The following is a 23,575-nucleotide window of genomic DNA, read 5'->3' on the forward strand; positions in this document are numbered from 1 at the left end:
GGTTCTGCCGCTCCCATGGTGAGAGTATGAAATCCCCACTGGCTAACCTGCCCATAGTGGCACGCAGAGACCACCCGCATCTTCGTAATCACATCGACCATCTCATTCGCTCCGGTCAACTCACCCCGCTCCTGCACGGGGTCTCCTGCTGGGCGGATCAAGAACCCGACTTCTCCCTGCTGGTCAGAGCCGCCGTTTCCTGGAATCCCGGAGCGATTCTGGTCGGAGCCACGGCCGCGGCCCTCACATGGTGGCCGGAGCTCAAACCTGACCGGGTGGAATTGGCTTCCCCTCCGCCTCGGAACCCCCCGCCCTGGATCAGGTGCAGGCGTCTGAGGATCCCGGCCTCACTCACGGAAGAACTGGGCGACACGAGAGTCGTCACCCCTGAGTTGTCGGTACTCGGAATGCTTGACGGCGGGGACACCAACCCCATGTGTGAGGCATTGCGACGCGGAGTGACCACTGTGGCGCGCATCCGAACCACCCTGGAGCAGATACCCCGAGCCTCGGGAAACCTCGTCCGCAACATCCTGCTGTCAGCCGCGAGGGACAACCCTTGGTATCCCTTGGAACTCGAGGCCCATCAGCGACTCCGGCGAGCCGGTTTGAAGGGCTGGAGGACGAATCATCAGGTGCTGCTGGATGGTTTGGTCCATTTCCTTGACATCGCTTTCCCGGGCGCCCGGCTCGCCTTGGAAATGGATGGTTGGCAGCACCACGGTAACCACCTCGGTTTCGTCGCGGACCGCATCCGGCAGAATCGCCTGGTACTGGGCGGTTGGACCATTCTGCGCTTCACCACCCAGAGCTTGGATCACCTGGTTCCCGAGACGAAGCGGGCGCTGGCACGGTTGAGATGAAAAACGAAACCCGGTTGCGCAGCACTCAACCCGGAAAATTCCCCGCAGGGGCCGAAATTATGAGTTGAGTGCTGCGCAACCGGGCTGTGTCGGATCAACCCGCGAGATTGTTCAGCAGCAGGGTCTCCGCCAGGGCCGCCTTGGCGAAGTCACCGAGGTCCAGCGACTCGTCGATGCCGTGCATCCGCGAGTTCGGGTCGGTGACGGCGGTCACCAGCACCAGGGCATCTGGGTTGCGGTCGGCGAACTCAGCGACGATCGGGATCGATCCCCCGCAGCCGATCTCCACCGCATCAACCCCGAATGCCTCCCGGAAAGCGGTCTTCGCGGCCTCGGCCCGTTCCCCTTCAAGGGTGATCCGGCCGGGCGCTCCACACTGCCCCGCCACGACATCGACGTGCGCGCCCCAAGGTGCGTTCCTGCGCAGGTGCTCCTCCAGGGCCTTCGCGGCGGCAGCGGGGTCCTGGCCGGGCACCAAGCGCACACTCACCTTCGCCCGGGCCGATGGGATCAGGGTGTTGGAGGCCTTCGCGACGGGGGTGGCATCAATGGCCAGCACGGAGGCCGCGGGTTTGAACCACATCCGTTCCACCACGGACCCGTCGCCGATCTGCGAGACCCCCTCGAGCAGCCCGGTCTCCTCCAGCAGCCGATCCTCGGGGTAGTCGAGGTCGGGAGCGGTGCCGGTGACGAGACCCTCGATCGCAACGTTCCCGGCATCGTCGTGCAGGGTCGCCAGCAGCCGGCACAGCGCGGTCAACGCGTCCGGCACCACCCCACCGAACTGCCCCGAGTGCAGCCCCTCCGCCAGGGTGGAGACGGTGACCTGGCAGTCCGCGACACCCCGCAGCGACGTGGTCAGCGACGGCTTGCCGACCTCCCAGTTGACGGAGTCGGCGACTACGTAGACGTCGGCGGCCAGTTCGTCGCGGTAGCGGTCGAGCAGCGTAGGCATGCTCGGCGACCCGACCTCCTCCTCGCCCTCGATGAACACCTTCACCCCGACCGGTGGTTTGCCGTCGAAGACCCGCAGCGCAGCCACGTGCAGCGCGACCCCGCCCTTGTCGTCGGCCGATCCGCGCGCGTACAGTCTGCCGTCGCGTTCCGTGGGTTCGAACGCCGGGGAGGTCCAGGCGTCGGTATCGCCGGTGGGCTGGACGTCGTAGTGGGCGTACAGCAGCACCGTCGGCGTCCCCTCCGGCCCGGGAAAGTTCGCCCACACCGCCGGTTTCCCGCCGCCGTCGAGAAGTTTCACCTCCGAGGCCCCGAGGTCCCGGAACAACCCGGAGACCGCATCGGCGCAGGCGGCGACGTCAGCGTCGTGTTCCGGCATCGAGGAGATCGACGGGATGGAGATGAGTCTGTGCAGGTCGGCGATGGCGGAGGGCAGCACCCTCTCGACGTTCCAGGCGAGATTGGTCATGCCCTCACCCTACAGACAGCACATCGGCGGGGACCGATGTCGTCGGTCCCCGCCGATGCGAGCCCAGGCGGGATCTCCCGGACCCTCAGCCCTTGACCGCGCCCGCGGTCAGTCCGGCGACGATGTACTTCTGCAGGTACATGAACAACAGGACGATCGGGATGGCCGCGACCACCGCGCCCGCCGCGAACAGCGACCACGGGGCGTTTCGTTCATCGGAGGCCCACACGTACATGCCGACCGCCAGGGTGTAGTCCTCCGGCCGTTGCAGCACGACCTTGGCGAGAATGAACTCGCCGTAGCTGCTGACGAAGGACAGCAGGCCGACGACCACGAGGATCGGGGTCACCAGCCGCATGATGACCCCCCAGAAGATCTGGGCATGGCTGGCGCCGTCTATGCGGGCCGCCTCGTCCAGCTCCTTCGGGATGGTGTTGAAGAACCCGTAGATCAGGAACGTGTTGCCGCCAAGCGCCCCTCCGAGATAGACGGCGATCAACCCGAGGGCCGAGTTGAGCCCCAGCGCCGGGTAGATGTCGCGCAGCATCAGCAGCAGCAGGAAGATCGCGACGAAGGCCAGCATCTGCGGAAACATCTGAACCAGCATGAGAGCCGTGAGACCGCCGCGGCGTCCCGTGAACCGGTAGCGGCTGAACGCGTATGCCGCCGACGCAGCCATCAACACCGTTCCGATCGCGGTCGCGGTGCTGACCACGAACGACTGCAGCATCCAGCGCGGGAAATTGGTGCCGAACAGCGTTGCGTAGTTCTCCGTAGAGACCTTGTGGAACAGTTCGCTGGAACCGCTGATCGTGCCGCCCGGGTTGAGCGAGGCCGACAGCACGTAGAGCAGCGGGAAGATGCAGTAGAGCATCAGGATCACCGCGAGGATGTGTTTCCAGCCCACTTCCTTCCACCAGCGGGCGCCCTTGAGGGTGACGTTGTCGTTCATCACATGATCTCCTCGAGCTTGCGGGTCTGCCGGAATCCGAGCCAGGCGATTACCCCGACCACCACGAAGATGAGCAGGGACAACGCCGAGGCCAGGCCGTACTGCTTGCCTCCCGACTCGAAGGCGATGGAGTAGACCATCGAGATCAGGATGTCGGTCTCACCGATCAGCACAGGGGCACCGGAATAGTTCGGGCCGCCGCCGGTGAGCATGTAGATCAGGGAGAAGTTGTTGAAGTTGAACGCGAAACAGGCGATCAGCAGCGGCGCGAGGGAGACCATGAGCATCGGCAGCGTGACGCTGCGGAACCTCCGCCACGCTCCCGCACCGTCCATGATGGCCGCCTCGGTCAGCTCGGCCGGGATGGCCTGCAGGGCCCCGGTGCTGACCAGGAACATGTACGGGAATCCGAGCCACAGGTTGACCCCCAGGATTGCGAGTTTCGCCAGGTTCCCGTCGGACAGCCACGCGATGTTGGCCCCGCCCAGCATCTGGTTGATGATCCCGAACTCCCGGTTGAGCATGCCCTTCCAGGTCAGCGCCGCCAGGAACGCGGGGAAGGCGTAGGGCAGCAGGAAGATCGCGCGGTAGAAGGTGCGTCCCCTGACTCGTTTGTCGTTGTAGATCACGGCCAGGGCAAGCCCGAGCGCGAATGTGGTGAGCACGGACAGGATTGCGAAGGCGAAGGTCCAGGCCATGATGCTGAGGAATGGTCCCGTCAGCCGCGAGTCGTTGAAGACCTCGGTGAAGTTCTTGGTCCCGACGAACACCCGCCAGCCCGGGGTGAGCTGCGACCCGTCGCTGGCGACGAAGGCTCCCACGGACTCGTCGGTGTGGTAGACCTTCCCTTCGGGATCGGTGAAGGTATCGGCCGCGGCGTCGTAGGTCAACGCCGACTTCGCGACATAGGCGAAGGACGCGTTGTCGGTACGCAACCAGCCCTGGGTGGGGTCGTCACTGAGGTTGACGCGCAACTCCAGCACATCCTTCTGCCGGGCCTGCACGTCGGCCGGCGACAGCACATTCCACCCGGGCACCTCCGTCACCCTGGTGCCGGCGACAACCGCTCCCTGCACCTCCGCGAGGGGAGCGTTCTGGGTTCCGGCCTCGGCGTGGCCGTCGCGCACCACCGCGAATCCCAGTTCGCCGTCCTTCTCGACGACGGTCACGGGATAGGTTGAGGTGCCCTCGACCCTGCGGTCAGAGGCCTTGAGGATCTGGGTGATGGCAGCTTGTTTGGAGTCGTTGTGGCCATCGCCGTAGTTGGTGAACGCCACCCAGGCGGTGGAACCCATCACGTAAACCTGGTAGACGAGCAGGAAAACCAGGCCGGGCAGCAGGTACTTCGCGGGGATCGCCCGCTTGGAGAAGTAGACGTAGTCGGCGACGAGCAGCGTCACAGCGAGGAACCCCAGCACGAGCCATTGCTGCCGGGGAACCGAAACCATGATGCCGTACAGCCCGAAGGCGTTGATCAGGGCCATCAGAACCAGCTTCGCGTAGAAGCCGGGGCGTGTGTAGTCGCGGGCGTGGGACAGCCGCGGCTCTGCAGAGTCGGTTTTCTCTGTCATGTCTTATTTCCGAACCGGGAACCGTGCGGGGGCCCGGGCAGCCCCCGCACGGAACACCGATCAGCCCTTGGCGAGCGCGTCCTCGACGTTGGCGATCATCTGCTGCCAGGTGGTCACGGGATCCTCCCCACGGAGGATGCTGAGTTCAGCGGAACCCCAGTGGCTCCAGACCGTGTCTATGCCGGTGATGGCGGGCAGGGACTGGCCGCTCTCACCGGCGGCCTCGAAGCCCTTGAGGACCGGGTCGGTGACGGCCGCCGCGGCGGACTTCAGCGCGGGCAGGCGCCCACCCTTTTCCTGCAGGATCTTCTGCGCCTCGTCACCGGCCATGTAGTCGAGGAACTGGTTGGCCAGCAGCGCGTTCTTGGAGTACGACGACAGGTAGACGCCCTGCACCCCGATGAACGGGGCGGACGGCTGGCCACCTGCGGAGGGCACGGGCAGCACCGAGATGTCGAGCCCGGCCTTGGTGAACTCGCCGGTCCACCAGGGGCCGGTGATGATGTAGGGGGACTTGCCGTCGAGGAAGGCCTGCTTGGCCTGGTCTCCGCCGATGGACTCGGACAGCACGCCCTCGTTGGTGAGTTTCTTGATGTAGGCGGCGAACTTCTCGCCAGCCTCGCCCTTCATGCCGATCTCAGTGGTGTCGGGCTTGAACAGCGGGGCACCGAAGGAGCTCTGCACCGGGTACAGATGGTAGGCGTCACCCTTGTCGCCCTGCTGGATCAGCACGGGGTGGTCCGGGGTGAGCTGCTTACCCTGGGCGATGAGTTCGTCGAAAGTGGCCGGGGTGTCCTTGGCGAGGGCATTGTTGCGCACCAGGGCGATGTTCTCCACCGCGTAGGGAACGCCGTAGAGGGTCCCGTCGCTGGTGAAGGCCTTCTTCGCGGCATCGGAGAAACCGTTTGCCTTGTCGCCGAGTTCCACGGGTGCGACGACTCCGTTCTTGACCAGACTGCCGACCCAGTCATTGGCGCCGACGATCAGATCGGGGCCGGCCCCGGAGGGGGCCTGGGCGATAAAGTCCGTGCGAACGTCATCGGTGGGTTTCTGCACCACCTCCAGTTTGACCCCGGTGGCCTTCTGGAAGGCCTCACCGATGGCGTTGAAACCCTCGATGCGGGTCTCGTCGGTCCACACAGTGAGGGTTCCGGATGCCTGGGAACCGCCGGAGGAACTGTTCGATGTGGTGTTGCTTGCGGAGCCGCAGGCGGTCAGGGCGAAGACCAGGCCGGTGGCCGCCAAGGCGAGCAGGCGCTTGCTCATGTGGTTCTCCTGTTCTGCGGGCCAGCCTCGACGCCGACCCATGGTTCTGCTACGCAGACGCTAACAAAACTTCTGCACGATTGCAGCAATTTTTCAAAAAATTTTGGCCACAATTTGATAACGTCTCGCAGACAGACTGACCACGGAGGTAAGGATGGGCACGCGACCACGGATGTCGGACCTGGCCGCCAGCGCCGGCGTATCCGTCTCCACAGTATCCCGGGTGCTCAACGGCAAACCCGGAATCCGGGAGAACACACGCCAGGCGGTGCTCCAGGCCATGGCCGATCTCGGCTACGATCGTGAAAAATTGCAGCAACGCACCGGGGTGGTGGGGGTGATGGTCCCGGAGCTGTCGAACCCCTCCTTCCCCGCCTTCGCGGAGCGCCTGGACGCCATGTTCCAGCCCGTCCACCGCGCCGTGATCGCCGCAGCCGGCCCGCTGGGCGCGAACGAGTCCTCGTGCATCGCCACCCTCCTGGACCTGGGGGTCGACGGCGTGGTGTCCATATCGGGTGCCGCCGCCGACACCGAGGCTGACCTCACCCCCTACCTGCGGCTGGTGGAGGCCGGGGTTCCGACGGTCTTCATCAACGGCCACACCACGAAACTCGCCTCGGCCTTCGTGAACTGTTCCGATGCCGAAGCCGTCGCCGCCTCTGTCGCCCATCTGAGGTCGCTGGGGCACGAACGCATCGGGCTCGCCGTCGGCCCGGCCCGTTTCCTGCCCACCCAGCGCAAGTCGTCGGCCTTCTTGGAGCTGGGTTTCGGGAAGGACAGCATCGAACGCACCATCTTCACCCCGGAGGGCGGCCAGGTCGCGGCGGCGAGACTGCTGGCGACCGGGCACACCGCCATCATCTGCGGCTCCGACCTGATGGCGCTCGGAGTGATCCGTGAGGCCCGCTCCCGGGGATTCCGGGTCCCGGAGGACCTCTCCGTGATAGGTTTCGATGACTCCCCGTTGATGGCGTTCACCGATCCCCCGCTGACCACCGTACGCCAGCCCGTCCAGGCCATGTGCGAGGCGGCCGTCTCGGGGCTGGTGCGGGCAATGGACGGCAACACCCCCGACGGTACGGAACTGGTTTTCCGGCCCGACCTGATCATCCGTCAATCGACAGGACCCAGAACATGACAGACAACCACGAATGGTGGCGATCCGCCGCCATCTACCAGATATATCCCCGCTCCTTCGCCGACAGCGACGGTGACGGCTACGGGGACCTGCCGGGCGTGATCTCGAAACTGCCCTACCTCAAGGAACTGGGCGTGGACGCGGTGTGGCTGAGCCCGTTCTACCGCTCCCCCATGGCCGACGCTGGCTACGACGTCGCCGACTACCGTCAGGTCGATCCGCTGTTCGGTGCCACTACCGACGCCCACCGACTGATCGAGGAGGCCCACGCGCTGGGCCTGCGGGTGGTCATCGACCTGGTACCGAACCACACCTCGGACGCCCACGAATGGTTCCAGGCCGCGATCGCGGCCGAACCCGGCGCCCCGGAGCGGCAACGCTACCTGATCCGCGACGGCAGGGGCCCCAGCGGTGAGCTGCCTCCAAACAACTGGCGGTCGTTGTTCGGCGGTGAGGGATGGTCGCGGCTGAAGCGCCCCGACGGCACCCCGGAACAGTGGTACCTCCACCTGTTCGACGTCCACCAGCCCGACCTCGACTGGGACTCCGACCTGGTCAAGGAGGGTTTCGACGACATCCTGCGGCACTGGCTCGACCTCGGGGTCGACGGTTTCCGCGTGGATGTGGCGCACTCCCTGGTGAAAGCCGAAGGCCTGCCCGACGCGGAGGAACACACCAAACAGGGCAACTTCAACCTGGGCCCGATGTGGGACCAGGACGGCGTGCACGACGTCTACCGCCGCTGGCGGAAGGTCCTCGAAGAGTACGACGGCGACCGGGTGCTGGTGGCCGAGGCGTGGATTCCCGACCCGGAGCGCCTGGCCCGCTACGTCCGTGCGGACGAGATGCATCAGGCGTTCAACTTCGACTTCCTGTCCTCCGCGTGGGACGCCGCCAGCTACCGCCGGGTGATCACGAAGACGATGGCCGCGAACGCCGCCGTCGGGGCGCCCACCACCTGGGTGCTCAGCAACCACGATGTGGTCAGGCATGCCACCCGCCTGGCACGCGAGGACACCTCCGACACCGAGGGCATCGCCGCCACCGACCCGCAACCCGATGCCGCGCTGGGCATCAGGCGCGCCCGCGCGGCGACGCTGATGATGCTGGCGCTGCCCGGGTCGGCGTACCTGTACCAGGGCGAGGAACTGGGGCTGCCGGAGCACACCACCGTTCCGGACGACCTGCGCCAGGACCCGATCTGGTTCCGTTCCGAACGCGACCAGGTGGGACGCGACGGCTGCCGCATCCCGATGCCGTGGATCGGCGACGCCCCCGGAGCGGGTTTCTCCCCGACCGGCCGGACCTGGCTGCCGCAGCCGGACTCGTACGCCTCCCTGGCTGCCGACCGGCAGATCGGGGTTCCGGGTTCGACCTGGAGCATGTACCACGACGCCCTGCGGCTGCGCCGCGAACTCGGGTTGGGTGAGGGCGAACTCACCTGGGTGGAGGCGGACGAGCACGTCGTCGCCTTCGACAACGGCGAGGTGCGGGTGCTGGTCAACGTGGCGGGCGCCCCGGTTCCGCTGCCGGATGGGGAGGTGCTGCTGGCCAGCACCGAACTGTCGGGGGAACTTCCCACCGACGCGGCGGTGTGGCTCCGTCTCCGCTGAAACACCCACCTCGCAGGGTGGTTTCGACACGGGCCGTTCCTTCGTCGCAGCCCGGCTCAACCAGCTTGTAGGGACGGAAGTTGGTTGAGCCGACCCGCTGGCGCCAGCGAGCAGGTCGAGTCGAAACCACCCCACACGCACCCCGGGGACCCGTGACCAAGAATGCGAAAGGCCTGGCCAACACCTGGGCCAGGCCTTTCATCGGCTGTTGTTCAGTGGTAGGGCAGGGCCAAGCGGGTGCGCGCCCGGAAACGCCCGTGATGGATCGCACCCGACGGGTCTGCCGTGAAGATGCGGGCCGCCTCCTGGGTCTCACCGAGCCGTCGCAGGAGCTCCGACAGGCGTTCCGTCTGCGCCGTCAGCGACTCGATCTGTTCCTCCAACGCCAGGATGCGCCGGATCCCCTCCAGGTTGATTCCCTCGTTCTGGCTCAGGTGCTGGATGTGGCGAAGTTTCGCGACATCCTTCAGCGAGTAACGCCGCCCCCTTCCCCGCGACCGTTTCGGAACCACCAGCCCGAGCCGGTCGTAGCCACGCAGGGTCTGCGGGTGCATGTCCGCCAGCTGCGCGGCCACCGAGACCGGGAAGACAGGGGCTTCCGGGTCGAAGGCCTGAGGCAGGTTCTCGCCCATGTCAGCCTCCGAACAGCGCGGCCCGCGGGTTTTCCTGGCCCGCCTTCTCGGCGTACTCCTGCAGCGCATTCCTGGCGGCTTCGCTGAGATGCTCCGGAACCTTCACCTGGACGGTGACGAGCAAGTCGCCCATGGTGCCGTCCTTCCTGCGCACCCCCTTGCCGCGCACCCTGAGGGTGCGGCCGTTCGGGGTGTTCGGTGGCACACGCAGCTTCACCTTGGGACCCTGCAGCGTCGGGATCTGAATGTCGGCTCCCAGCGACGCTTCCGCGAAGGTGACGGGAACCTCGATGGTCAGGTTGTTGCCCTGCTGCCCGAACAGCTTGTGGGGGGCGACGTGCACGGTGACGTAGAGGTCACCCGCCGCGCCGCCGTTCTGCCCGGCCACGCCCTTGCCCTTGATGCGGATCTTCTGCCCGTCGGTGACCCCGGCGGGGATCCGGACGTTGACGGTGTTGGTGGACTTCCCGCGACCGGAGCCGTCGCACGCCGGGCAGGGGTCGTCGACCAGCAGTCCGCGGCCACGGCAGTCGGTGCAGGGTTCGCTCATCGAGAACACCCCGCCCGAGGTGGAACTGCGCATCCCGGAGCCGTCGCATCCGGGGCACACCTTCGGCAGCGTCCCGGGTTTCGCGCCCGTCCCGCGACACGCGGTGCACGCCTCGTCGGACATGGTCCGCATCGCGACGGTGGTGCCCTCAACCGCCTGCTCGAAAGCCAGTTTCACCTCGCCCTCGATGTCGGCGCCGCGACGCGGTCCCCGCGAGGAGCTGCGCCGCGACCCGCTCGACCCGCCGCCGAAGAGGTTGCCGAACAGGTCGCCGAAGCCGCCCTGTGCCCCTCCTGCGTTGCGGAACAGATCCTCGAAACCGGTGTTGCCCTCGCCCGAGCCGCTGCGCCCGAAACGCACCCCCGCGCCGCCGAACAGGCTGCGCGCCTCGTCGTACTCCTTGCGTTTCTCCGGGTTCGAGAGGATCGTGTTGGCCTCGGAGGCCTCCTTGAAACGGGCCTCGGCGGCCTTGTCACCGGGGTTGGCGTCGGGGTGGTTGTCCCGGGCGATCTTCCGGAACGCCTTCTTGATCTCCTCGGCGCTGGCCTTCTTGTCCACGCCGAGGACCTTGTAGTAGTCCTTTTCTATCCAGTCCTTGGTGCTCACTCATCGCCTCTCATCTGCGGGGGGCCGACGCCACCGCACCGGCCCCGTCCGCGGCTCAGTCCTGCCTCGGATTGGCGACGGCGACACGCGCCGGCCGGATCACGCGGTCCCTCAACTGGTAGCCCGGCTGAATGACCTGCGAGATCGTGGTCACGGTGACCTTCTCCTCGAGGGGCACCTCCATGAGGGCTTCGTGATGGGTCGGGTCGAAAGGATCACCGACGGCCCCGAAGACGACCAGACCGTGCTTGGCAGCCACCTTCTCGAACTCGTCGGCCACCATCTTGAATCCACCGTCCAGGTCCCCGTGGGACTTGGCCAGCTGGATCGAGTCGAGCACCGGCATCAGATCGGTCACCACGGCCTCGATCCCCAGCTGCCTGGCCAGCGCCCGGTCACGGTCCACGCGTTTCTTGTAGTTGACGTACTCGGCCTGGAGCCGCTGCAGATCCGCGGTCCGTTCCATCGCGACGGTTTCCCAGTCGGGTGTTTCCTCGGCCGCCTCGTCATTCTCCACGCCGCGCCGGGCCTCGGACGCTGCCTCCTCCTCGGTGGGAGCCGAGGCGGCTGGCTCAACAACCGCCTCGGCCTGCGCAACTACCTCCTCTGGGGTGGGCTGCTCGCTCACTTGGATTCCTCGTCGTCCACGATCTCCGCGTCGACGACGTCGTCCTGGGCGCCGTCACCGGACTGGTCCGAGGATTCGCTCTCGGAGGCCTGCTGCGAGTTCTCGTTCTTGGCCTGGGCCGCGGCGTACATGGCCTGGCCCATCGCGGCGGCCTTGGTGTTGAGGTCGTCGATGGCGGCCTTGACCGCGTCGTTGTCCTCGCCCTTCAGGGCCTCCTTCAGCTTGTCGACGGCCTCGACGACCGGGGCCTTGATCTCCTCGCCGATGCTGTCGGCGTTCTCCTTGAGCAGCTTCTCGGTGCGGAACACCAGGGCGTCGCCTTCGTTGCGCATGTCGACGCTCTCGCGGCGCTTGCGGTCCTCCTCGGCGTGACTCTCGGCCTCGCGCACCATGCGGTCGATGTCCTCCTTGGCCAGCGCGGAGCCGCCGGTGACGGTCATCGACTGTTCCTTGCTGGTGGCCAGGTCCTTGGCGTGGACGTGGACGATGCCGTTGGCGTCGATGTCGAAGGTGACCTCGATCTGCGGGACCGAACGCGGCGCGGGCAGCAGCCCGGTCAGTTCGAAGTCGCCGAGCGACTTGTTGTCACGGGCGAACTCGCGCTCCCCCTGGTACACCTGGATCATCACGGAGGGCTGGTTGTCCTCGGCGGTGGTGAACACCTCAGAACGTTTCGTCGGGATGGTGGTGTTGCGTTCGATGATCTTGGTCATCACACCGCCCTTGGTCTCGATGCCGAGGCTCAGCGGGGTGACGTCGAGCAGCAGCACGTCCTTGACCTCGCCCTTCAGCACACCGGCCTGCAGGGAGGCACCCAGCGCCACGACCTCGTCGGGGTTGACGCCCTTGTTGGGTTCCTTGCCGCCGGTCAGTTCGCGAACGAGGTCGGCGACGGCGGGCATGCGGGTGGAACCACCGACAAGCAGCACCTGGTCGATCTTGTCGACGCTGGTGTTGGCGTCCTTGATGACGGTGTTGAACGGCGTGCGGCAACGGTCCAGGAGGTCCTGGGTCATCCGCTGGAACTCGGCGCGGGTCAGCTTCTCGTCGAGGTGCAGCGGACCGGCGGCCGAGGCGGTGATGTAGGGCAAGTTGATGGAGGTCTCGGAGGCCGAGGACAGCTCGATCTTGGCGCGCTCGGCGGCCTCCTGGAGGCGCTGGCGGGCCATCTTGTCCTGCGAGAGGTCGACGCCGTGCTTGTTCTTGAACTGCGTCACCAGCCACTCGACGATCTTGGCGTCCCAGTCGTCGCCACCGAGCCGGTTGTCACCGTTGGTGGCCTTGACCTCGAAGACGCCGTCGGCGATGTCGAGGAGGGAGACGTCGAAGGTGCCACCACCCAGGTCGAAGACCAGGACGGTCTGCTCCTTGTCGCCCTTGTCGAGGCCATAGGCCAGGGCGGCCGCGGTGGGCTCGTTGATGATGCGGTCCACGGTCAGGCCCGCGATCTCGCCGGCCTCCTTGGTGGCCTGGCGTTCGGCGTCGGAGAAGTAGGCGGGAACAGTGATGACCGCGTTGGTGACGGCCTCACCGAGGTAGGCCTCGGCGTCCCGCTTCAGCTTCTGCAGCACGAAGGCCGAGATCTGCTGCGGACGGTAGTCCTTGCCGTCGATGTCCACCTTCCAGTCGGTGCCCATGTGACGCTTGACGGAACGGATGGTGCGATCGGGGTTGGTGACGGCCTGGCGTTTCGCGACCTCGCCGACGAGAACTTCCCCGGAGGGGGTGAAAGCGACCACGGACGGGGTGGTGCGGGCGCCCTCGGCGTTGGGGATGACGGTGGGCTCGCCACCCTCGAGGACAGCGACGACCGAGTTGGTGGTGCCGAGGTCGATGCCTACTGCACGTGCCATGTGGGTATCTCCTGATTCATTGTGCGGCTAGCGCTTGTTGCCAATCCCAAACCCCTTGAGTGGGGCAGGCTCAACTATGCCACACGCATGGTTCAGGTCGCAAACCAAAGTTGAGCCTCAGGGACTCAACCCGGGTTCAGCCGGGGTTTCCCCCTACCGCCGGCCCGTGGAACGCGCCCGCGCGGTCGGCATCCGCCCATCCCGGACCCGAGGAACGGGTGCCCCTCGGGGCTGGGACCTCCGGGAGTCCCATTCGGTCCCGGAGGGGTCGTCCATCACCCACCGGAGCGCTTTTCAGCGCCACGACCTCCTCTGGTATCTGTTCCTTTTCCTTTTCTCCCTTTCCTCTTTCAGGTATTTCTCCAACCGGATATTGAGGCCCCCCAGGACGTGCCAGCCATTGATGATGACGGCTCCGTTCGCACCATCACCGTCTGCATCCGGTTCGATGTCGACCGTTGACATGATGTTGATGCTCCGGTTGATCACCTGGACCCGCCACGGCAGATAGACGGTGAATCCGCCCAGCACCGATTTCAGGTTCAGTTCGATCACCACCCCCGGCGCCATGATGTCCTCGATGTGGATCGAGCTGCCGCCCAGCACCGTGACACTTCGTATCGTCGACATGCTGGGGCTCATCCGAACCGTCCCGCGCCTCAGGACGACGACCTCGCTGTAGGGGTAGATGTTGTCCGTGACGATGATCCTCTCGGAAGGCTCATCGGAGGGTTCTTCCTTGCGCCACCTGGCCCCACCGGGCAGGTCCGAGATGAGATCGGACAGGTCGCCGACATAGCGGGCCTTGAGACAGAACTGCTGCCTGTCCTCGAACTCCTCGCGGCTGAGTTGGTCCGCCGCGTAGGCGTCCTGGAGCATTTTGAGCACCTCGTCACGGTCAAGGTCACCGGCACGTATCTGACCCCGCTGCGACGACCCCTTGGGCAGCTTTTCCGACATGGAAGGCAGTCTACGGCCATAGCGGCCGCGGCGCCTCATCAATATCAATGTTCATCGGAAAAGTTTTCAACCAAAAGGTGCCGCGGAAAACGGAAATCCCAGCCGGGTTCCCGCGATCTTTCAAGGTCAGCCCGCCTGCGCGAAACGACGGCGCCGTTCGAGCAGAATGGGTTCCGGAGGATTCGGTGTTCCAGAAACCGGGAGGTGATCGACATGCGCAAGGAACCATCGGATGCCGGCCTGCTCGCATACCGCAGCTACGGAGGCTGGGGTGTGCAGCGCCCCGGGCACGGCACCCTGGGCCGATACAGCCCCGACATGACCAAGGTGCTGCCCGACGGCCACACCGTCGCCCTGACGCTGCGCCTGGACCGCGCCGCCTACCAGCTCTACCGCGAGGCCGGAGCCGGTCACGATCAGGCGCTGCACAACTCCCTGCTGTGCCCGGCGTGGGCCGGGATCCACAACGCCCCCGGCCTCGGAACGTGGGAAATCGAGCTTCAGGCCCCGCCGTCGGACCGGGTGGAGCTGGTGGCCATGCTGTGGCCGCAGGACGACCGGGACTGGCCCCGCGGGGAGATCAACCTCCTCGAGGGCCGCGTCGGCACCGGCCGGACCCTCACCAACCTTCACTGGCCCGATCCCGGAACCGGCGAGCCCGCTCACGCGCCCGAGGAGATCGACCTCGACCTCACCCTGTGGCACCGCTACCGGGTGGACGTCGCCCCGGGGCTCATCCGCTGGCTCGTCGACGGCCGGCTCCGCCGCGAGCTCAACACCCCACACACCCCGCACGACCTGCCCCTCCACCTGGTGGTCCAGGCCGGGGTCAACCCCGCCATCCGGGAGGACTGGCACGACGACCTGGAATGGGAGCAGACCATCCTGTTCCGCCCCCTGCGGACCCCGGGGGCTCGTGCGTGAACCGCTGGACACATGCCCCTGAGGGAACGGGAGACGCCATCCAATCCGGCTTCCCGGCGTTCCATGCACACATTCCACGCCTCCCGGAGCGGACAAGAGCTGCCCCGCAAAGGCATTGCAGAGCAGCTCCTTGACCGAATTCTTGCGCCCTCGCAGGCATCACTCAGCACAACACACACCCAAATCCTTGCCTTCGGCCAGCATAATGATACTTATAAGTATGTAGATTTACAAGTAGCAGAGCCGGAAACTGAGATGCGTGGCTATCGGGGACCTGCAGCGAGCAGTCGGCAGGAATCTCCGCGCCCACCGAAAGGCGAAGGGCCTGTCACAGGAGGCCTTCGCCGAGTTCATCGGGATACACCGCACCTACGTCGGAGCGGTGGAACGCGGGGAACGCAACCTCACCCTGGCCACTGTGGAACGCTACGCCGAGAGGATCGGAGTGACCCCGCTCGACCTGCTCACAGAGCAATCGCCCCCGACGCGACGCCCAAACCCCCACGCACCTCACGGACACGACGAAAACCCGAAATAATCGAACACATGAGGTAATACCTGTACTACGCCGAGGCCGGGAACTCAGCGACGGGTTCAGCGAGACGAATCGCCTCGGAAACCACCCAAAGGCCCCCCGCCACAGCCTGCTTCTCGCACTCCCGGCCGCGCTCCGGCGCCGGCGCGACACAGAATTATGCTTCACAAATTCGATTAATTCGTCTCTTGTCGCTGCCCACAAGAGGAAGTCAGCCTTCCACCGGCCAATCAACCGCTCGAAGACCTTCTCCTTACCGGCCGCCCGGCGACGGTGATCTCACCCGACAGCACACTCAACACGATCCAGATCTTGGTCTCCGCACTGAACACCGGTGGTCGCCCCGTGACACGTCCCCCTGCCCCCAGACACCAAGTCATGCCTCCACAACCAGCCCGCCAGAGAGCTTGACGCGGGACACTTCTCCTTCGAACCAGACACCGTCCAGTCCGCTCGGGAAAAGACCGAAACCCGCATAGACCTGACTCGTCCCGTGCTGTCATACGGGCATCTGGCGCTCATCGCGGAAATCGTCGCCGTCGCGGCCGGGATCGGAAGAACCGTCGCCCCGGCCCTGTTCCTGCTGGCCACCCGGGTCTGGGAACTCATCTCGGTCGTGTTGCTGGCCGTCACCCTGGTCATCCTGAACGTGGTCGAGAGCCGAGCGCTGCCCAGGACCTTGCGGCGGCACAGTGATACAACGTGACTGTATCCACCAGAGAAGAACCGGCGGGCATGCCCCCGGATCCGGCTGATCCCCTACCCCGCCCCGATTTCGAGCCGGCTCCTCAGCTTCCCTTCCCTAGTACCCCGCCTTGTGATTACTCTTGCGCTCAGCACCCCAGTCAACGCTTCCGCGGTGGAGCATCACATGAAGCTGGAGCCATCACATGAACTCACCATCGCGACCGCTGCTGACCACGCTGGTCTGCTCCCTCGTCGCACTCACGGGCTGCGCCTCCCCCTCGGTACGGGAAGCACTGAGCCCCTCCGACTCCCCCGCGACAACACGGCAGGCGGAGGATCCTCTTTGCCCCGGACCTGTTCCGACGTCTCCCCACTCGGCCTCGGCCGGGAACATCCCCTCCGCACCCGCAGCAACAGCAACCCAGCCGGGTTCCGGCCTGCCGGAGTTCCATTCCCTGGCAGAGGCGCGCAAACAGCTCCCGAAGGACTCGGAGGGTTTCGTCCTGACCGATGGCATCACCTCACTCACCTACGCGAAGGGTGCCGGGGACGGTGAGGTCACCATCAATGGCACGATGTACGCCACCACGTTCGAAGAGGTCAAGGACGGCAAGAAAGAAGGGTTCGTTCCCCTGTTGGCGCAGGACATTCCCGCCGATGCGACGTCCACCCTCAAGGCCGCCCTGGAGCTCGCCAAACAACGTGGCGTCGGGGTCCGGCTGAGTCCTTCGCAGAGCTACACCGTCTCCGCGGAGCTTCAGCTTCCGAAGGGGGTGAAGTACTTCGACGGCGCGGGCGCCACCATCACAACCGCGATCAAGAACGGGACCAGCAATGATCCGAAGAACGTTTTCCGAATCGCCCCGGGCTCCAGCGGAACAACCCTGACCAATATCACGATCGACATGACGGGTTCCGACCCCTACACTCGCGGGGTGCTGGCCTTCGCAAGAAGTGAGGAGAACATCAGCGATGTGACCATCAGTGGTTTGACCATCGCCAATTCCAGGTATCGCGGCATCGCGGTGGTGGGGCGTGAAGGCGATGTTGACAACATCCGCATCGAGAACAACCAGGTCACGGTACGGCCCGAACACCAACGCACCGAAGGGGTGGTTGCGATCGGTGTCTACTCCGGCCTCTCGAAGGACTCCACGCCGGTCTACGACCGATTCGTGACAACCGGAGAAGTGCCGAAACTCACCCACAGGGCAACCAGGGTCACCGTCTCCGGGAACCGCGTCACGGGCGGGTACTACGGCATCGAGTTCTCCGGGGTCGGTTGCAGCATCGTGAGCAACAACTTCTCCACCATGAACACCCGCAACCTGTCCATGCAGGACAGCTCCCACGGGAACACGGTGGAGGACAACCACTTCAGCTACAGCATTTCCTCATCCATCCACCTGGCCTACGGGTCGCACGACAACACGATCCAGCGCAACACGATCGTCACCGGTATCTCCATGGGACAAGGGCTGCTCCAGGTCTACCAGGGCAGCCACGACAACACCTTCCGCGACAACACCGTTGAGGTCTTCGAGGACAAGACGGTACAGGTTTTCAAGGAAGACAAGCCCGGGGAGATTGATGACACTCCGAAACAACCCCATTGGATGCTGTACGTCGGCCCCCACTCGGACAACAACACCTTCACCGGAAACGTCCTGTCGGGCAAGGCCGACAGATCCGTCGTCGCGGTGGAGTCGGTCTGGGACAAGAAATCCTCGTTCTCCGGCGAAGTGAGCGGGAAACCGTACTCGTACATGGGAAATCACCCGGGATACCCGGACACCTCCATTGAGGTGGACTATGCCGGGGGACGAAGGGAGCTCACGGGAACCACGATCACCGGCAATGTGATGCTTCCCACCGGAACCCCGTTCTACCTGGCCGCTGACGTCTCCAAGGGCTTGAAGGTCAAAGGCAATGATGTCGCCGGGGCTTCGGAGGGCAACGAGCGTCTCATCGGCAACAACACGGGCCTGAACCTGTCCGGGAACCAGCTGGCGGGTACCGGGTACCCGGTTGACAAGCCCTTGGTTCAGCACGAGGGCACCCTCGACGGCGTGGGCACGGCACGCATCACCTACACCGACCGGACGATCGGCACCCATCACTCCCGGATCACCACGCAGCAGGGCGATGCCAAGGACACCAACCTCGTCGTCGACTCCCCCGACGACACCGTGACCGACGCCGGGGGCATCGACACCCTCAATGCCGCCGTCGACTCGACCCTTCCGTCGGGGGTGGAGAATCTCCGGATGCTGGGCAGCGGTCCGCTGCGGGCCACGGGCAACGACTTGTCGAACACGATGCGCGGCAACTCCGCGGACAACGTCATTGACGGCGCCGCCGGCGATGACACCCTGGCAGGCGGTCAGGGAAAGGACACCCTCACCGGTGGCGCGGGAAATGACAGGTTCGTCCTGGACGGCCAACTGAACGGTGACCTCGACGAGATCACGGATTTCACCACGGGACAGGACAGGATCAACCTGCCCGTGGCCACCTTCGGCGGACTGAGCGGAAACTGGTTCACCACCGGCACGGTCACTGCCACCACGCGGGTGTATCAGCAGGGGGAGACGTTGTTCTTCGACGCCGACGGTTCGGGCGCGCTATTCACCCCGGTCGCATTCGCGACGTTGCCGCCGGGAGTCCAACTCACCGTCAACGACTTCGCCTGATCCCCATCCCCTGTTCGACTCCATGGCCAACCATGTCGCATGGATCATTCCTCCCGGAGATTCGATACCGGCGGCCATCCCCCGGATCGCGTCAATCCCTCTACGGGGATCGTTCAGAGAACCGCCTATGGGCAACACAGGTACCGTGGCCGAAACCTCCCCAAGACATGACCCGCAACTTGCCTGTTCACCGTCCACGCGCGCGGGCGGAGCGGCCACGCTTTGTTGGCAGATTCCCGTCTAGGTTTCGGACTTCACGAACCGCTTTCCTCGGCGACTTCTCGTGCCGCTTTTTCGTTCTTTCTCGGAGGGTGTTTCTCCAACCAGTCGAACAGGAATTTCATGAGGATGAGAGCGATCAGGCTGGCCATCAGCGCCGCGAGGAGACTCTGGAAGAACGTTGTGAACAGCCACGCAACCGAGAACCATATGAGGAGGTCCTCGAAGACGTCGTCGATTCTCCGAAAAATCCCGATGACGAGAAGAGCCGTCAGGAACGCATTGATGACCGTGGTGATGATCCAGAAAGCAGGAAACATCCACAGGAGGTTGAGCCAGAGCCACGGATCGTAGCTCCGCAGCTCACCGACCCCCGGGATGAGGGCGACGCCCGCCACACCCACCGCCATCGGAACAGCGGCAACGGCGCTGATAGCAACGAGGAGCCAGAACATGATGATCGCACCCCAGAAGGTGACGGGCTGATCCTTTGAACTCATGTTCTGGCTCCTCTCGTTCAGGCGAACGTCACGAACCACCACGTGATTTCGATGGCCACGTCTGCCGGGATGCCGTTCTGCGTGAGGAAGGCTGCGGTATCCTGCTCGGTCGTGGCTCCGATCGAGTCTACCAAGCCATAAATCTTGTCCGCCCAGGCGCAGACCGGGTTCGGCAGGGATGGGCGTCCGTATGTCAGGGTTATTTTGCTCGCCTTCCTGAGGATGGATCCCAAAGGCTCCTGCCCATTACTGGTCCTGCCGTCTCGCTGGGCAGTTTCACGCGCAACCTGAGCACCCTCCTGATCGCCCGCCACTGCCGCTTGGCGCGCGATGACTTCCCGGTCGGTGGCGCTGATGTCCCCGACGGTCCGTGCACCGTTCTGGTCGTTCGCGAGGACTACCGGAACAATCAGGCACTCCAGATGCACCAACATGCGGCCGGAAGCGACCCCGTGGCCTCCACGACCCGTGATCGATGACCACCCTGGCACCGAGAACTGGCAGACGCTGCCGGAGTTCGCCAGGATGTTGCCGCCCGACGACGGAGCCACTACAGCCACCGCCACCACCATAGCCACTCCCCCGCCTCGGCGCCTCCGCCAGCATCACACCCGCTCACGCCAGCGCAGAAGGACGACGTGGTCGCCCTCTACCAGCAGGGTGTGCCGGTGCGCGAGATCTGCCAGCGCTATGGCATCAGCTAGCAGCAAATCAGCGACCTCCGCGCCGATCGCGGCATTCCCCGTCGGCCGCGCGGCCTGAGTGATGAGCAAAAGCGCCAGGCCGAGCAGCGCTACCTCGCTGAGCAGTCCTGCGCCACCATCGGCCACCAGTTCGGCGTGCATGCCGAGACCGTCCGCCGCTACCTCCACACCACCAGCGTCACCCTACATCCCGGGCCCGGCACCGCATGAGCAGCAGCAGGCAGAGAACCACTGGCAAGCGACTCACCCATCACCAGCAGAGACACCGCTCAGCCAACCGCAGCCCCTTCCTCCCTCATCGACCACATACCGCCTGCCGCAACCAGACTCCTGCCACCCGCATCCCAGCACACGTCACCAACGCCATGACCTCATACACCACCCTCACCAGCCGCCGAGCCCTTTCCAGCGTGATGTCTAAGCCCTGGGCGTCGTCGCCGATGTAGAGTCAGGTGTCGCTGTCGTAAAGGTACTGGTAGCACACCAGGGTGAGTTCGGTGGCGGTGGGGTGATGGTGAATGGTGCCAACCTCATCGGTAGTGCACTTCCAGGGCAATGCAAGACACGAGGGCTGGGGTGGCTTCGTGGAGATGGTTGTCTGGCTTGTCTGGTGCGCCGGCATCGTGGCCAATGCACCAAGCTGGGCAGCTGGCGGTTGAAGGTGTGCTGTTCTTCTCGGCGTGATCTGCTGGTGTTGCCACTAGTCTCCCCTTCCTTGCCCTCCAGTGTGCGATGGCACTGTCGGGAGACAGTGAAGCGGAGTGTGGGAGGAGACGGGAGGGGGACGAACTAAGGAAGAACGAGTGCTCCGAAACCTGTCGTAGAACTATCAGCAAGTCTGCGGCGGGCTAGACCAAACAAGCACCACAGCACTCAGCCCAAGGAAAAAGCTGTGATAAATGCACATGCCGCCTGCGCAGCAACGCTATAGTGTTTACTTTTATCAGGTTGAAAAATATTAGTGACACCAAGACCAGCGATAGTAACAAAATATGAAATAAACCCAATCGTCAATGGAATCTTATCGGAGTGTCGAACACTTAAACATTCTCGTAAAATAAATCCAGCAATTAGTCCCACGAATACAAAACCGCCAAGAATGAGGCTTATCCACAGGCGACGTATCCGCTAGCAAAACCCTTGGTCAGCGTACAGCCAAAGGGGTCCGTGAATAAGTCTCAATAAATCCATGTTCATCGCCATGCTCGGAGATCCAGTTTCCGAAATGTTGCCACCAGTTCCTGTTTTGATTTTCGGAACCAGGGTCAGATGCAACCTCATCTATCATAAATCCATCCCACCTTCAGTAAAGGCATGTGCCAAGAGGCTTAGTCAGAATCGGTGGCTGCAATAGTTAATTGACGTGTTGTGCGTGTCGGTATGCGCGAGGAAGGCTCAACTTCCTGAATAATTGATAGTACCAACACAGTCAATCGAAAGTTGAGCCTTCCCATGTGCTCTAGCACAGGTCTTAGCAGCGAACAGATCACCGATCTTGTCGCACGCATCCATGACCTCCGCGAGGCGCCAGCCTCCCGGGCAGGACGGAAACCCACACTAGGACTGTACAAGTGTGTTGTTGTGGCCTTGATCTATCTGCGATCCAACCGCACACAAGCATCGATTGCCGACCAGTTCCACGTCTCCCAGAAAACGATCTCTCGAACCATCGCATCCTGGATGCCCATCCTGGGACAGGCCCTGCAGGACTGCACCCCCATGGTCGACGACCTCGACCCCAGCGAACCACTCATCGTCGATGGCACCCTACTGCCGACCTGGTCATGGCGCACCATGCCAGAACTGTACTCCGGCAAACACAAAACCACCGGCGTCAACGTCCAGGTTGCATGCGACCTGACAGGACGGCTCGCCTTCATCTCCGACCCGATGCCCGGCCGCACCCATGACGCACACGCACTCAAAGAAACCGGCCTACTCGACCACATCACCACCGGGCAACTCATCGGCGACAAAGGATACATCGGACTCGGCATGATCACCCCCATCCGAACCCAACCGAAACAACAACACACAGAAGAAGAAAAAAGGTTCAACAAGTCAGTAAACGCGATACGCTACATGATCGAACGAGTCATCGCCAACCTCAAAACCTGGAGAATTCTCCACACCGACTACCGCAGACCCTTCACAACATTCCCAGAAACAATCACCACAGTAGCCGCACTCGAATTCTACAGAAACACATTCTGACTAAGCCTCCAAGAAAGCAAATCTCAGTTACTAAAGCTTATCCATAGGGGTGTTTTGATTTTCCTTAACTAACGCTTTACCCAAGGGGGACGTGAGGGCAGCTTGCCCTATCTTAACACGTTATTCACGAGGGTTTTTTTCTCGGTGAAACGCCGCCAGTAACACAAAGAACATCGACTGCTTCATGAAACGATTGAGTTGCAACATAAACCAATCATGAAAGCAGTCGATACGTTACCAGTCTACAACGGGGCTTTGCGAGAAAACATTTGACGAGATCACCTGCCGTGCCGCCGATGTGATCGAGGGTCGAGGGATGGATCTGTCCAGATGCCGTATCCCCCTGCGGGACCAGGTGGTGGCCTGCCTGCTGATCCTTCGCCAGAACCTGCCCCGGATGGTGGTCGCCGACCTCCTGGGAGTCTCTCAGCCCACGATCTCCAGGATCTGGCGACGTATCACCGTCCTCCTCGAAGCAGTCCTGCTCTTCCTCCCGGGCGGACTCGCCGAGGCGATCCAGCAAGGGCACCTCATCCTCATTGACGGCACCCATGCCCCCTACCGGGAACCGCCCAGCCAGCGAGCAACAGCCACAACTACTCCGGGAAACGCAAGGTCCAGTGCCTCAATGTCCAGGTCGCCTCCACCGACCGCGGTGACCTCATCGCCGTCTTTGACCTGGTGCCGGGATCCCGACATGACTTGAAGGCCATCAACCTGTGCGGTTGGCAAGACCTCCTCGACTCCTCCGACGCCACATGGATCGCCGACACCGCCTACATCGCCACCACCGCCATCGCCCCGATCAAGAAGCTGCCCAACCAGTCCCGCACCAGCCACGACAAAGACTTCAACACTGCCATCGCCCGAATCCGCGTCAACGTCGAACACTGCATCGCACAACTGAAAACCTGGAGAATCCTGTCACACGGCTACCACGGACGCCTCAAAGAACTCCCCGGAATCATCCACCTCGTCACCAACCTGAAAATCCTCAGAACATACACCCACAATCAACCCCGTGAATAACGCCTAGATCATCCC

21 protein-coding genes and 1 pseudogene are annotated in these 23,575 nt (G+C 64.0%); 10 read left to right on the top strand and 12 right to left on the bottom strand.

Annotated elements, in window-relative coordinates; all coding sequences use genetic code 11:
- Positions 1-56 precede the first annotated feature (56 nt).
- Positions 57-863, top strand: a complete 807-nt coding sequence (locus EL272_RS12210; RefSeq protein ID WP_061788023.1) for an endonuclease domain-containing protein — start codon at positions 57-59, stop codon at positions 861-863.
- 94 nt (positions 864-957) lie between these two features.
- On the opposite strand, the gene EL272_RS12215 is transcribed toward EL272_RS12210, so the two are convergent.
- From EL272_RS12215 to EL272_RS12230, 4 genes are all read right to left on the bottom strand, one after another.
- Positions 958-2,286, bottom strand: a complete 1,329-nt coding sequence (locus EL272_RS12215; RefSeq protein WP_061788024.1) for a dipeptidase — start codon at positions 2,284-2,286, stop codon at positions 958-960.
- Between the two features lie 85 nt (positions 2,287-2,371).
- Positions 2,372-3,238: a sugar ABC transporter permease gene (locus EL272_RS12220; protein WP_014847507.1), complete on the bottom strand. Its 867-nt coding sequence runs from the start codon at positions 3,236-3,238 to the stop codon at positions 2,372-2,374.
- Positions 3,238-4,809 (bottom strand): ABC transporter permease subunit, encoded by a 1,572-nt coding sequence (locus EL272_RS12225; protein ID WP_061788025.1) that lies wholly within the window; start codon positions 4,807-4,809, stop codon positions 3,238-3,240. Before EL272_RS12225 ends, EL272_RS12220 begins: the two co-directional genes overlap by 1 nt.
- A gap of 60 nt (positions 4,810-4,869) precedes the next feature.
- Entirely contained in the window at positions 4,870-6,075 is a 1,206-nt protein-coding gene (locus EL272_RS12230) for a sugar ABC transporter substrate-binding protein (protein ID WP_061788026.1), read from the bottom strand.
- A gap of 154 nt (positions 6,076-6,229) precedes the next feature.
- Here EL272_RS12230 and EL272_RS12235 point away from each other — a divergent pair, with 154 nt between their 5' ends.
- On the top strand, positions 6,230-7,213 hold the full coding sequence (locus tag EL272_RS12235; protein WP_014847510.1) for a LacI family DNA-binding transcriptional regulator: 984 nt from the start codon (positions 6,230-6,232) through the stop codon (positions 7,211-7,213).
- A complete protein-coding gene (locus EL272_RS12240; RefSeq protein ID WP_061788027.1) occupies positions 7,210-8,826 on the top strand; it encodes a glycoside hydrolase family 13 protein in 1,617 nt (538 codons plus the stop codon). The genes EL272_RS12235 and EL272_RS12240 overlap by 4 nt, the downstream gene beginning before the upstream one ends.
- 212 nt (positions 8,827-9,038) lie before the next feature.
- Here the strand turns inward: EL272_RS12240 and EL272_RS12245 are convergent, their stop codons facing one another.
- The 5 genes from EL272_RS12245 to EL272_RS12265 form a co-directional block, all read right to left on the bottom strand.
- A complete protein-coding gene (locus EL272_RS12245; protein WP_061788028.1) occupies positions 9,039-9,458 on the bottom strand; it encodes a heat shock protein transcriptional repressor HspR in 420 nt (139 codons plus the stop codon).
- Between the two features lies 1 nt (position 9,459).
- Positions 9,460-10,614, bottom strand: a complete 1,155-nt coding sequence (gene dnaJ / locus EL272_RS12250) for a molecular chaperone DnaJ (protein WP_014847513.1) — start codon at positions 10,612-10,614, stop codon at positions 9,460-9,462.
- A gap of 55 nt (positions 10,615-10,669) precedes the next feature.
- A complete protein-coding gene (locus EL272_RS12255) occupies positions 10,670-11,242 on the bottom strand; it encodes a nucleotide exchange factor GrpE (RefSeq protein WP_061788029.1) in 573 nt (190 codons plus the stop codon).
- Positions 11,239-13,095 carry a molecular chaperone DnaK gene (gene dnaK / locus EL272_RS12260; RefSeq protein ID WP_061788030.1) on the bottom strand — a complete coding sequence of 619 codons (1,857 nt, stop codon included), beginning with the start codon at positions 13,093-13,095 and terminating at the stop codon, positions 11,239-11,241. The genes EL272_RS12255 and dnaK overlap by 4 nt, the downstream gene beginning before the upstream one ends.
- 294 nt (positions 13,096-13,389) lie before the next feature.
- Positions 13,390-14,055 (bottom strand): DUF1707 SHOCT-like domain-containing protein, encoded by a 666-nt coding sequence (locus EL272_RS12265; protein WP_061788031.1) that lies wholly within the window; start codon positions 14,053-14,055, stop codon positions 13,390-13,392.
- Positions 14,056-14,268: 213 nt separating this feature from the next.
- Between EL272_RS12265 and EL272_RS12270 the strand changes: the two genes are divergently transcribed.
- The 4 genes from EL272_RS12270 to EL272_RS12285 all read left to right on the top strand — a co-directional run bounded on the left by EL272_RS12270 (position 14,269) and on the right by EL272_RS12285 (position 18,894).
- On the top strand, positions 14,269-14,979 hold the full coding sequence (locus EL272_RS12270) for a glycoside hydrolase family 16 protein (RefSeq protein WP_126409448.1): 711 nt from the start codon (positions 14,269-14,271) through the stop codon (positions 14,977-14,979).
- 259 nt (positions 14,980-15,238) lie between these two features.
- Positions 15,239-15,517, top strand: a complete 279-nt coding sequence (locus EL272_RS12275; protein WP_014847518.1) for a helix-turn-helix domain-containing protein — start codon at positions 15,239-15,241, stop codon at positions 15,515-15,517.
- A 490-nt stretch (positions 15,518-16,007) separates the two neighbouring features.
- Positions 16,008-16,220, top strand: coding sequence for a hypothetical protein (locus tag EL272_RS12280; RefSeq protein ID WP_061788033.1), 213 nt, complete (start codon positions 16,008-16,010; stop codon positions 16,218-16,220).
- Positions 16,221-16,404: 184 nt separating this feature from the next.
- Positions 16,405-18,894, top strand: coding sequence for a calcium-binding protein (locus tag EL272_RS12285; protein WP_061788034.1), 2,490 nt, complete (start codon positions 16,405-16,407; stop codon positions 18,892-18,894).
- A 254-nt stretch (positions 18,895-19,148) separates the two neighbouring features.
- On the opposite strand, the gene EL272_RS12295 is transcribed toward EL272_RS12285, so the two are convergent.
- Genes EL272_RS12295 through EL272_RS12305 form a run of 3 tightly spaced genes read right to left on the bottom strand, consistent with a single transcriptional unit; the run spans position 19,149 to position 20,458 of the window.
- Positions 19,149-19,613 carry a hypothetical protein gene (locus EL272_RS12295; RefSeq protein WP_061788035.1) on the bottom strand — a complete coding sequence of 155 codons (465 nt, stop codon included), beginning with the start codon at positions 19,611-19,613 and terminating at the stop codon, positions 19,149-19,151.
- Positions 19,614-19,630: 17 nt separating this feature from the next.
- Positions 19,631-20,185, bottom strand: a complete 555-nt coding sequence (locus tag EL272_RS12300) for a hypothetical protein (protein ID WP_061788036.1) — start codon at positions 20,183-20,185, stop codon at positions 19,631-19,633.
- A gap of 33 nt (positions 20,186-20,218) precedes the next feature.
- Positions 20,219-20,458, bottom strand: a complete 240-nt coding sequence (locus tag EL272_RS12305; protein WP_123824120.1) for a hypothetical protein — start codon at positions 20,456-20,458, stop codon at positions 20,219-20,221.
- A gap of 1,440 nt (positions 20,459-21,898) precedes the next feature.
- Here EL272_RS12305 and EL272_RS12310 point away from each other — a divergent pair.
- The 3 genes and pseudogenes from EL272_RS12310 to EL272_RS12320 all read left to right on the top strand — a co-directional run.
- Complete coding sequence (locus EL272_RS12310; protein WP_244926078.1) at positions 21,899-22,531, top strand: transposase; 633 nt, start codon at positions 21,899-21,901, stop codon at positions 22,529-22,531.
- Between the two features lie 316 nt (positions 22,532-22,847).
- On the top strand, positions 22,848-23,237 hold the full coding sequence (locus tag EL272_RS16090; protein WP_110644296.1) for a helix-turn-helix domain-containing protein: 390 nt from the start codon (positions 22,848-22,850) through the stop codon (positions 23,235-23,237).
- Positions 23,168-23,560, top strand: a pseudogene (locus EL272_RS12320) (transposase family protein); the annotation flags it as partial. The gene EL272_RS16090 and the pseudogene EL272_RS12320, both read left to right, overlap by 70 nt.
- Positions 23,561-23,575: the final 15 nt, after the last annotated feature.

Origin of the sequence: Arachnia propionica, from assembly GCF_900637725.1 — a bacterium.
GTDB lineage: Bacteria > Actinomycetota > Actinomycetes > Propionibacteriales > Propionibacteriaceae > Arachnia > Arachnia propionica.

Bases quoted from the DNA above. Each gene is read 5' to 3' on its own strand.
- EL272_RS12220 (WP_014847507.1), bottom strand. From the start codon at position 3,238: ATGAACGACAACGTCACCCTCAAGGGCGCCCGCTGGTGGAAGGAAGTG.
- EL272_RS12215 (WP_061788024.1), bottom strand. From the start codon at position 2,286: ATGACCAATCTCGCCTGGAACGTCGAGAGGGTGCTGCCCTCCGCCATC.
- EL272_RS12245 (WP_061788028.1), bottom strand. From the start codon at position 9,458: ATGGGCGAGAACCTGCCTCAGGCCTTCGACCCGGAAGCCCCTGTCTTC.
- EL272_RS12285 (WP_061788034.1), top strand. From the start codon at position 16,405: ATGAACTCACCATCGCGACCGCTGCTGACCACGCTGGTCTGCTCCCTC.
- EL272_RS12270 (WP_126409448.1), top strand. From the start codon at position 14,269: ATGCGCAAGGAACCATCGGATGCCGGCCTGCTCGCATACCGCAGCTAC.
- EL272_RS12305 (WP_123824120.1), bottom strand. From the start codon at position 20,458: ATGCACGCCGAACTGGTGGCCGATGGTGGCGCAGGACTGCTCAGCGAG.
- EL272_RS12240 (WP_061788027.1), top strand. From the start codon at position 7,210: ATGACAGACAACCACGAATGGTGGCGATCCGCCGCCATCTACCAGATA.
- EL272_RS12225 (WP_061788025.1), bottom strand. From the start codon at position 4,809: ATGACAGAGAAAACCGACTCTGCAGAGCCGCGGCTGTCCCACGCCCGC.
- EL272_RS16090 (WP_110644296.1), top strand. From the start codon at position 22,848: ATGGATCTGTCCAGATGCCGTATCCCCCTGCGGGACCAGGTGGTGGCC.
- EL272_RS12300 (WP_061788036.1), bottom strand. From the start codon at position 20,185: ATGGTGGTGGCGGTGGCTGTAGTGGCTCCGTCGTCGGGCGGCAACATC.
- EL272_RS12265 (WP_061788031.1), bottom strand. From the start codon at position 14,055: ATGTCGGAAAAGCTGCCCAAGGGGTCGTCGCAGCGGGGTCAGATACGT.
- dnaK (WP_061788030.1), bottom strand. From the start codon at position 13,095: ATGGCACGTGCAGTAGGCATCGACCTCGGCACCACCAACTCGGTCGTC.
- EL272_RS12295 (WP_061788035.1), bottom strand. From the start codon at position 19,613: ATGAGTTCAAAGGATCAGCCCGTCACCTTCTGGGGTGCGATCATCATG.
- EL272_RS12235 (WP_014847510.1), top strand. From the start codon at position 6,230: ATGGGCACGCGACCACGGATGTCGGACCTGGCCGCCAGCGCCGGCGTA.
- EL272_RS12230 (WP_061788026.1), bottom strand. From the start codon at position 6,075: ATGAGCAAGCGCCTGCTCGCCTTGGCGGCCACCGGCCTGGTCTTCGCC.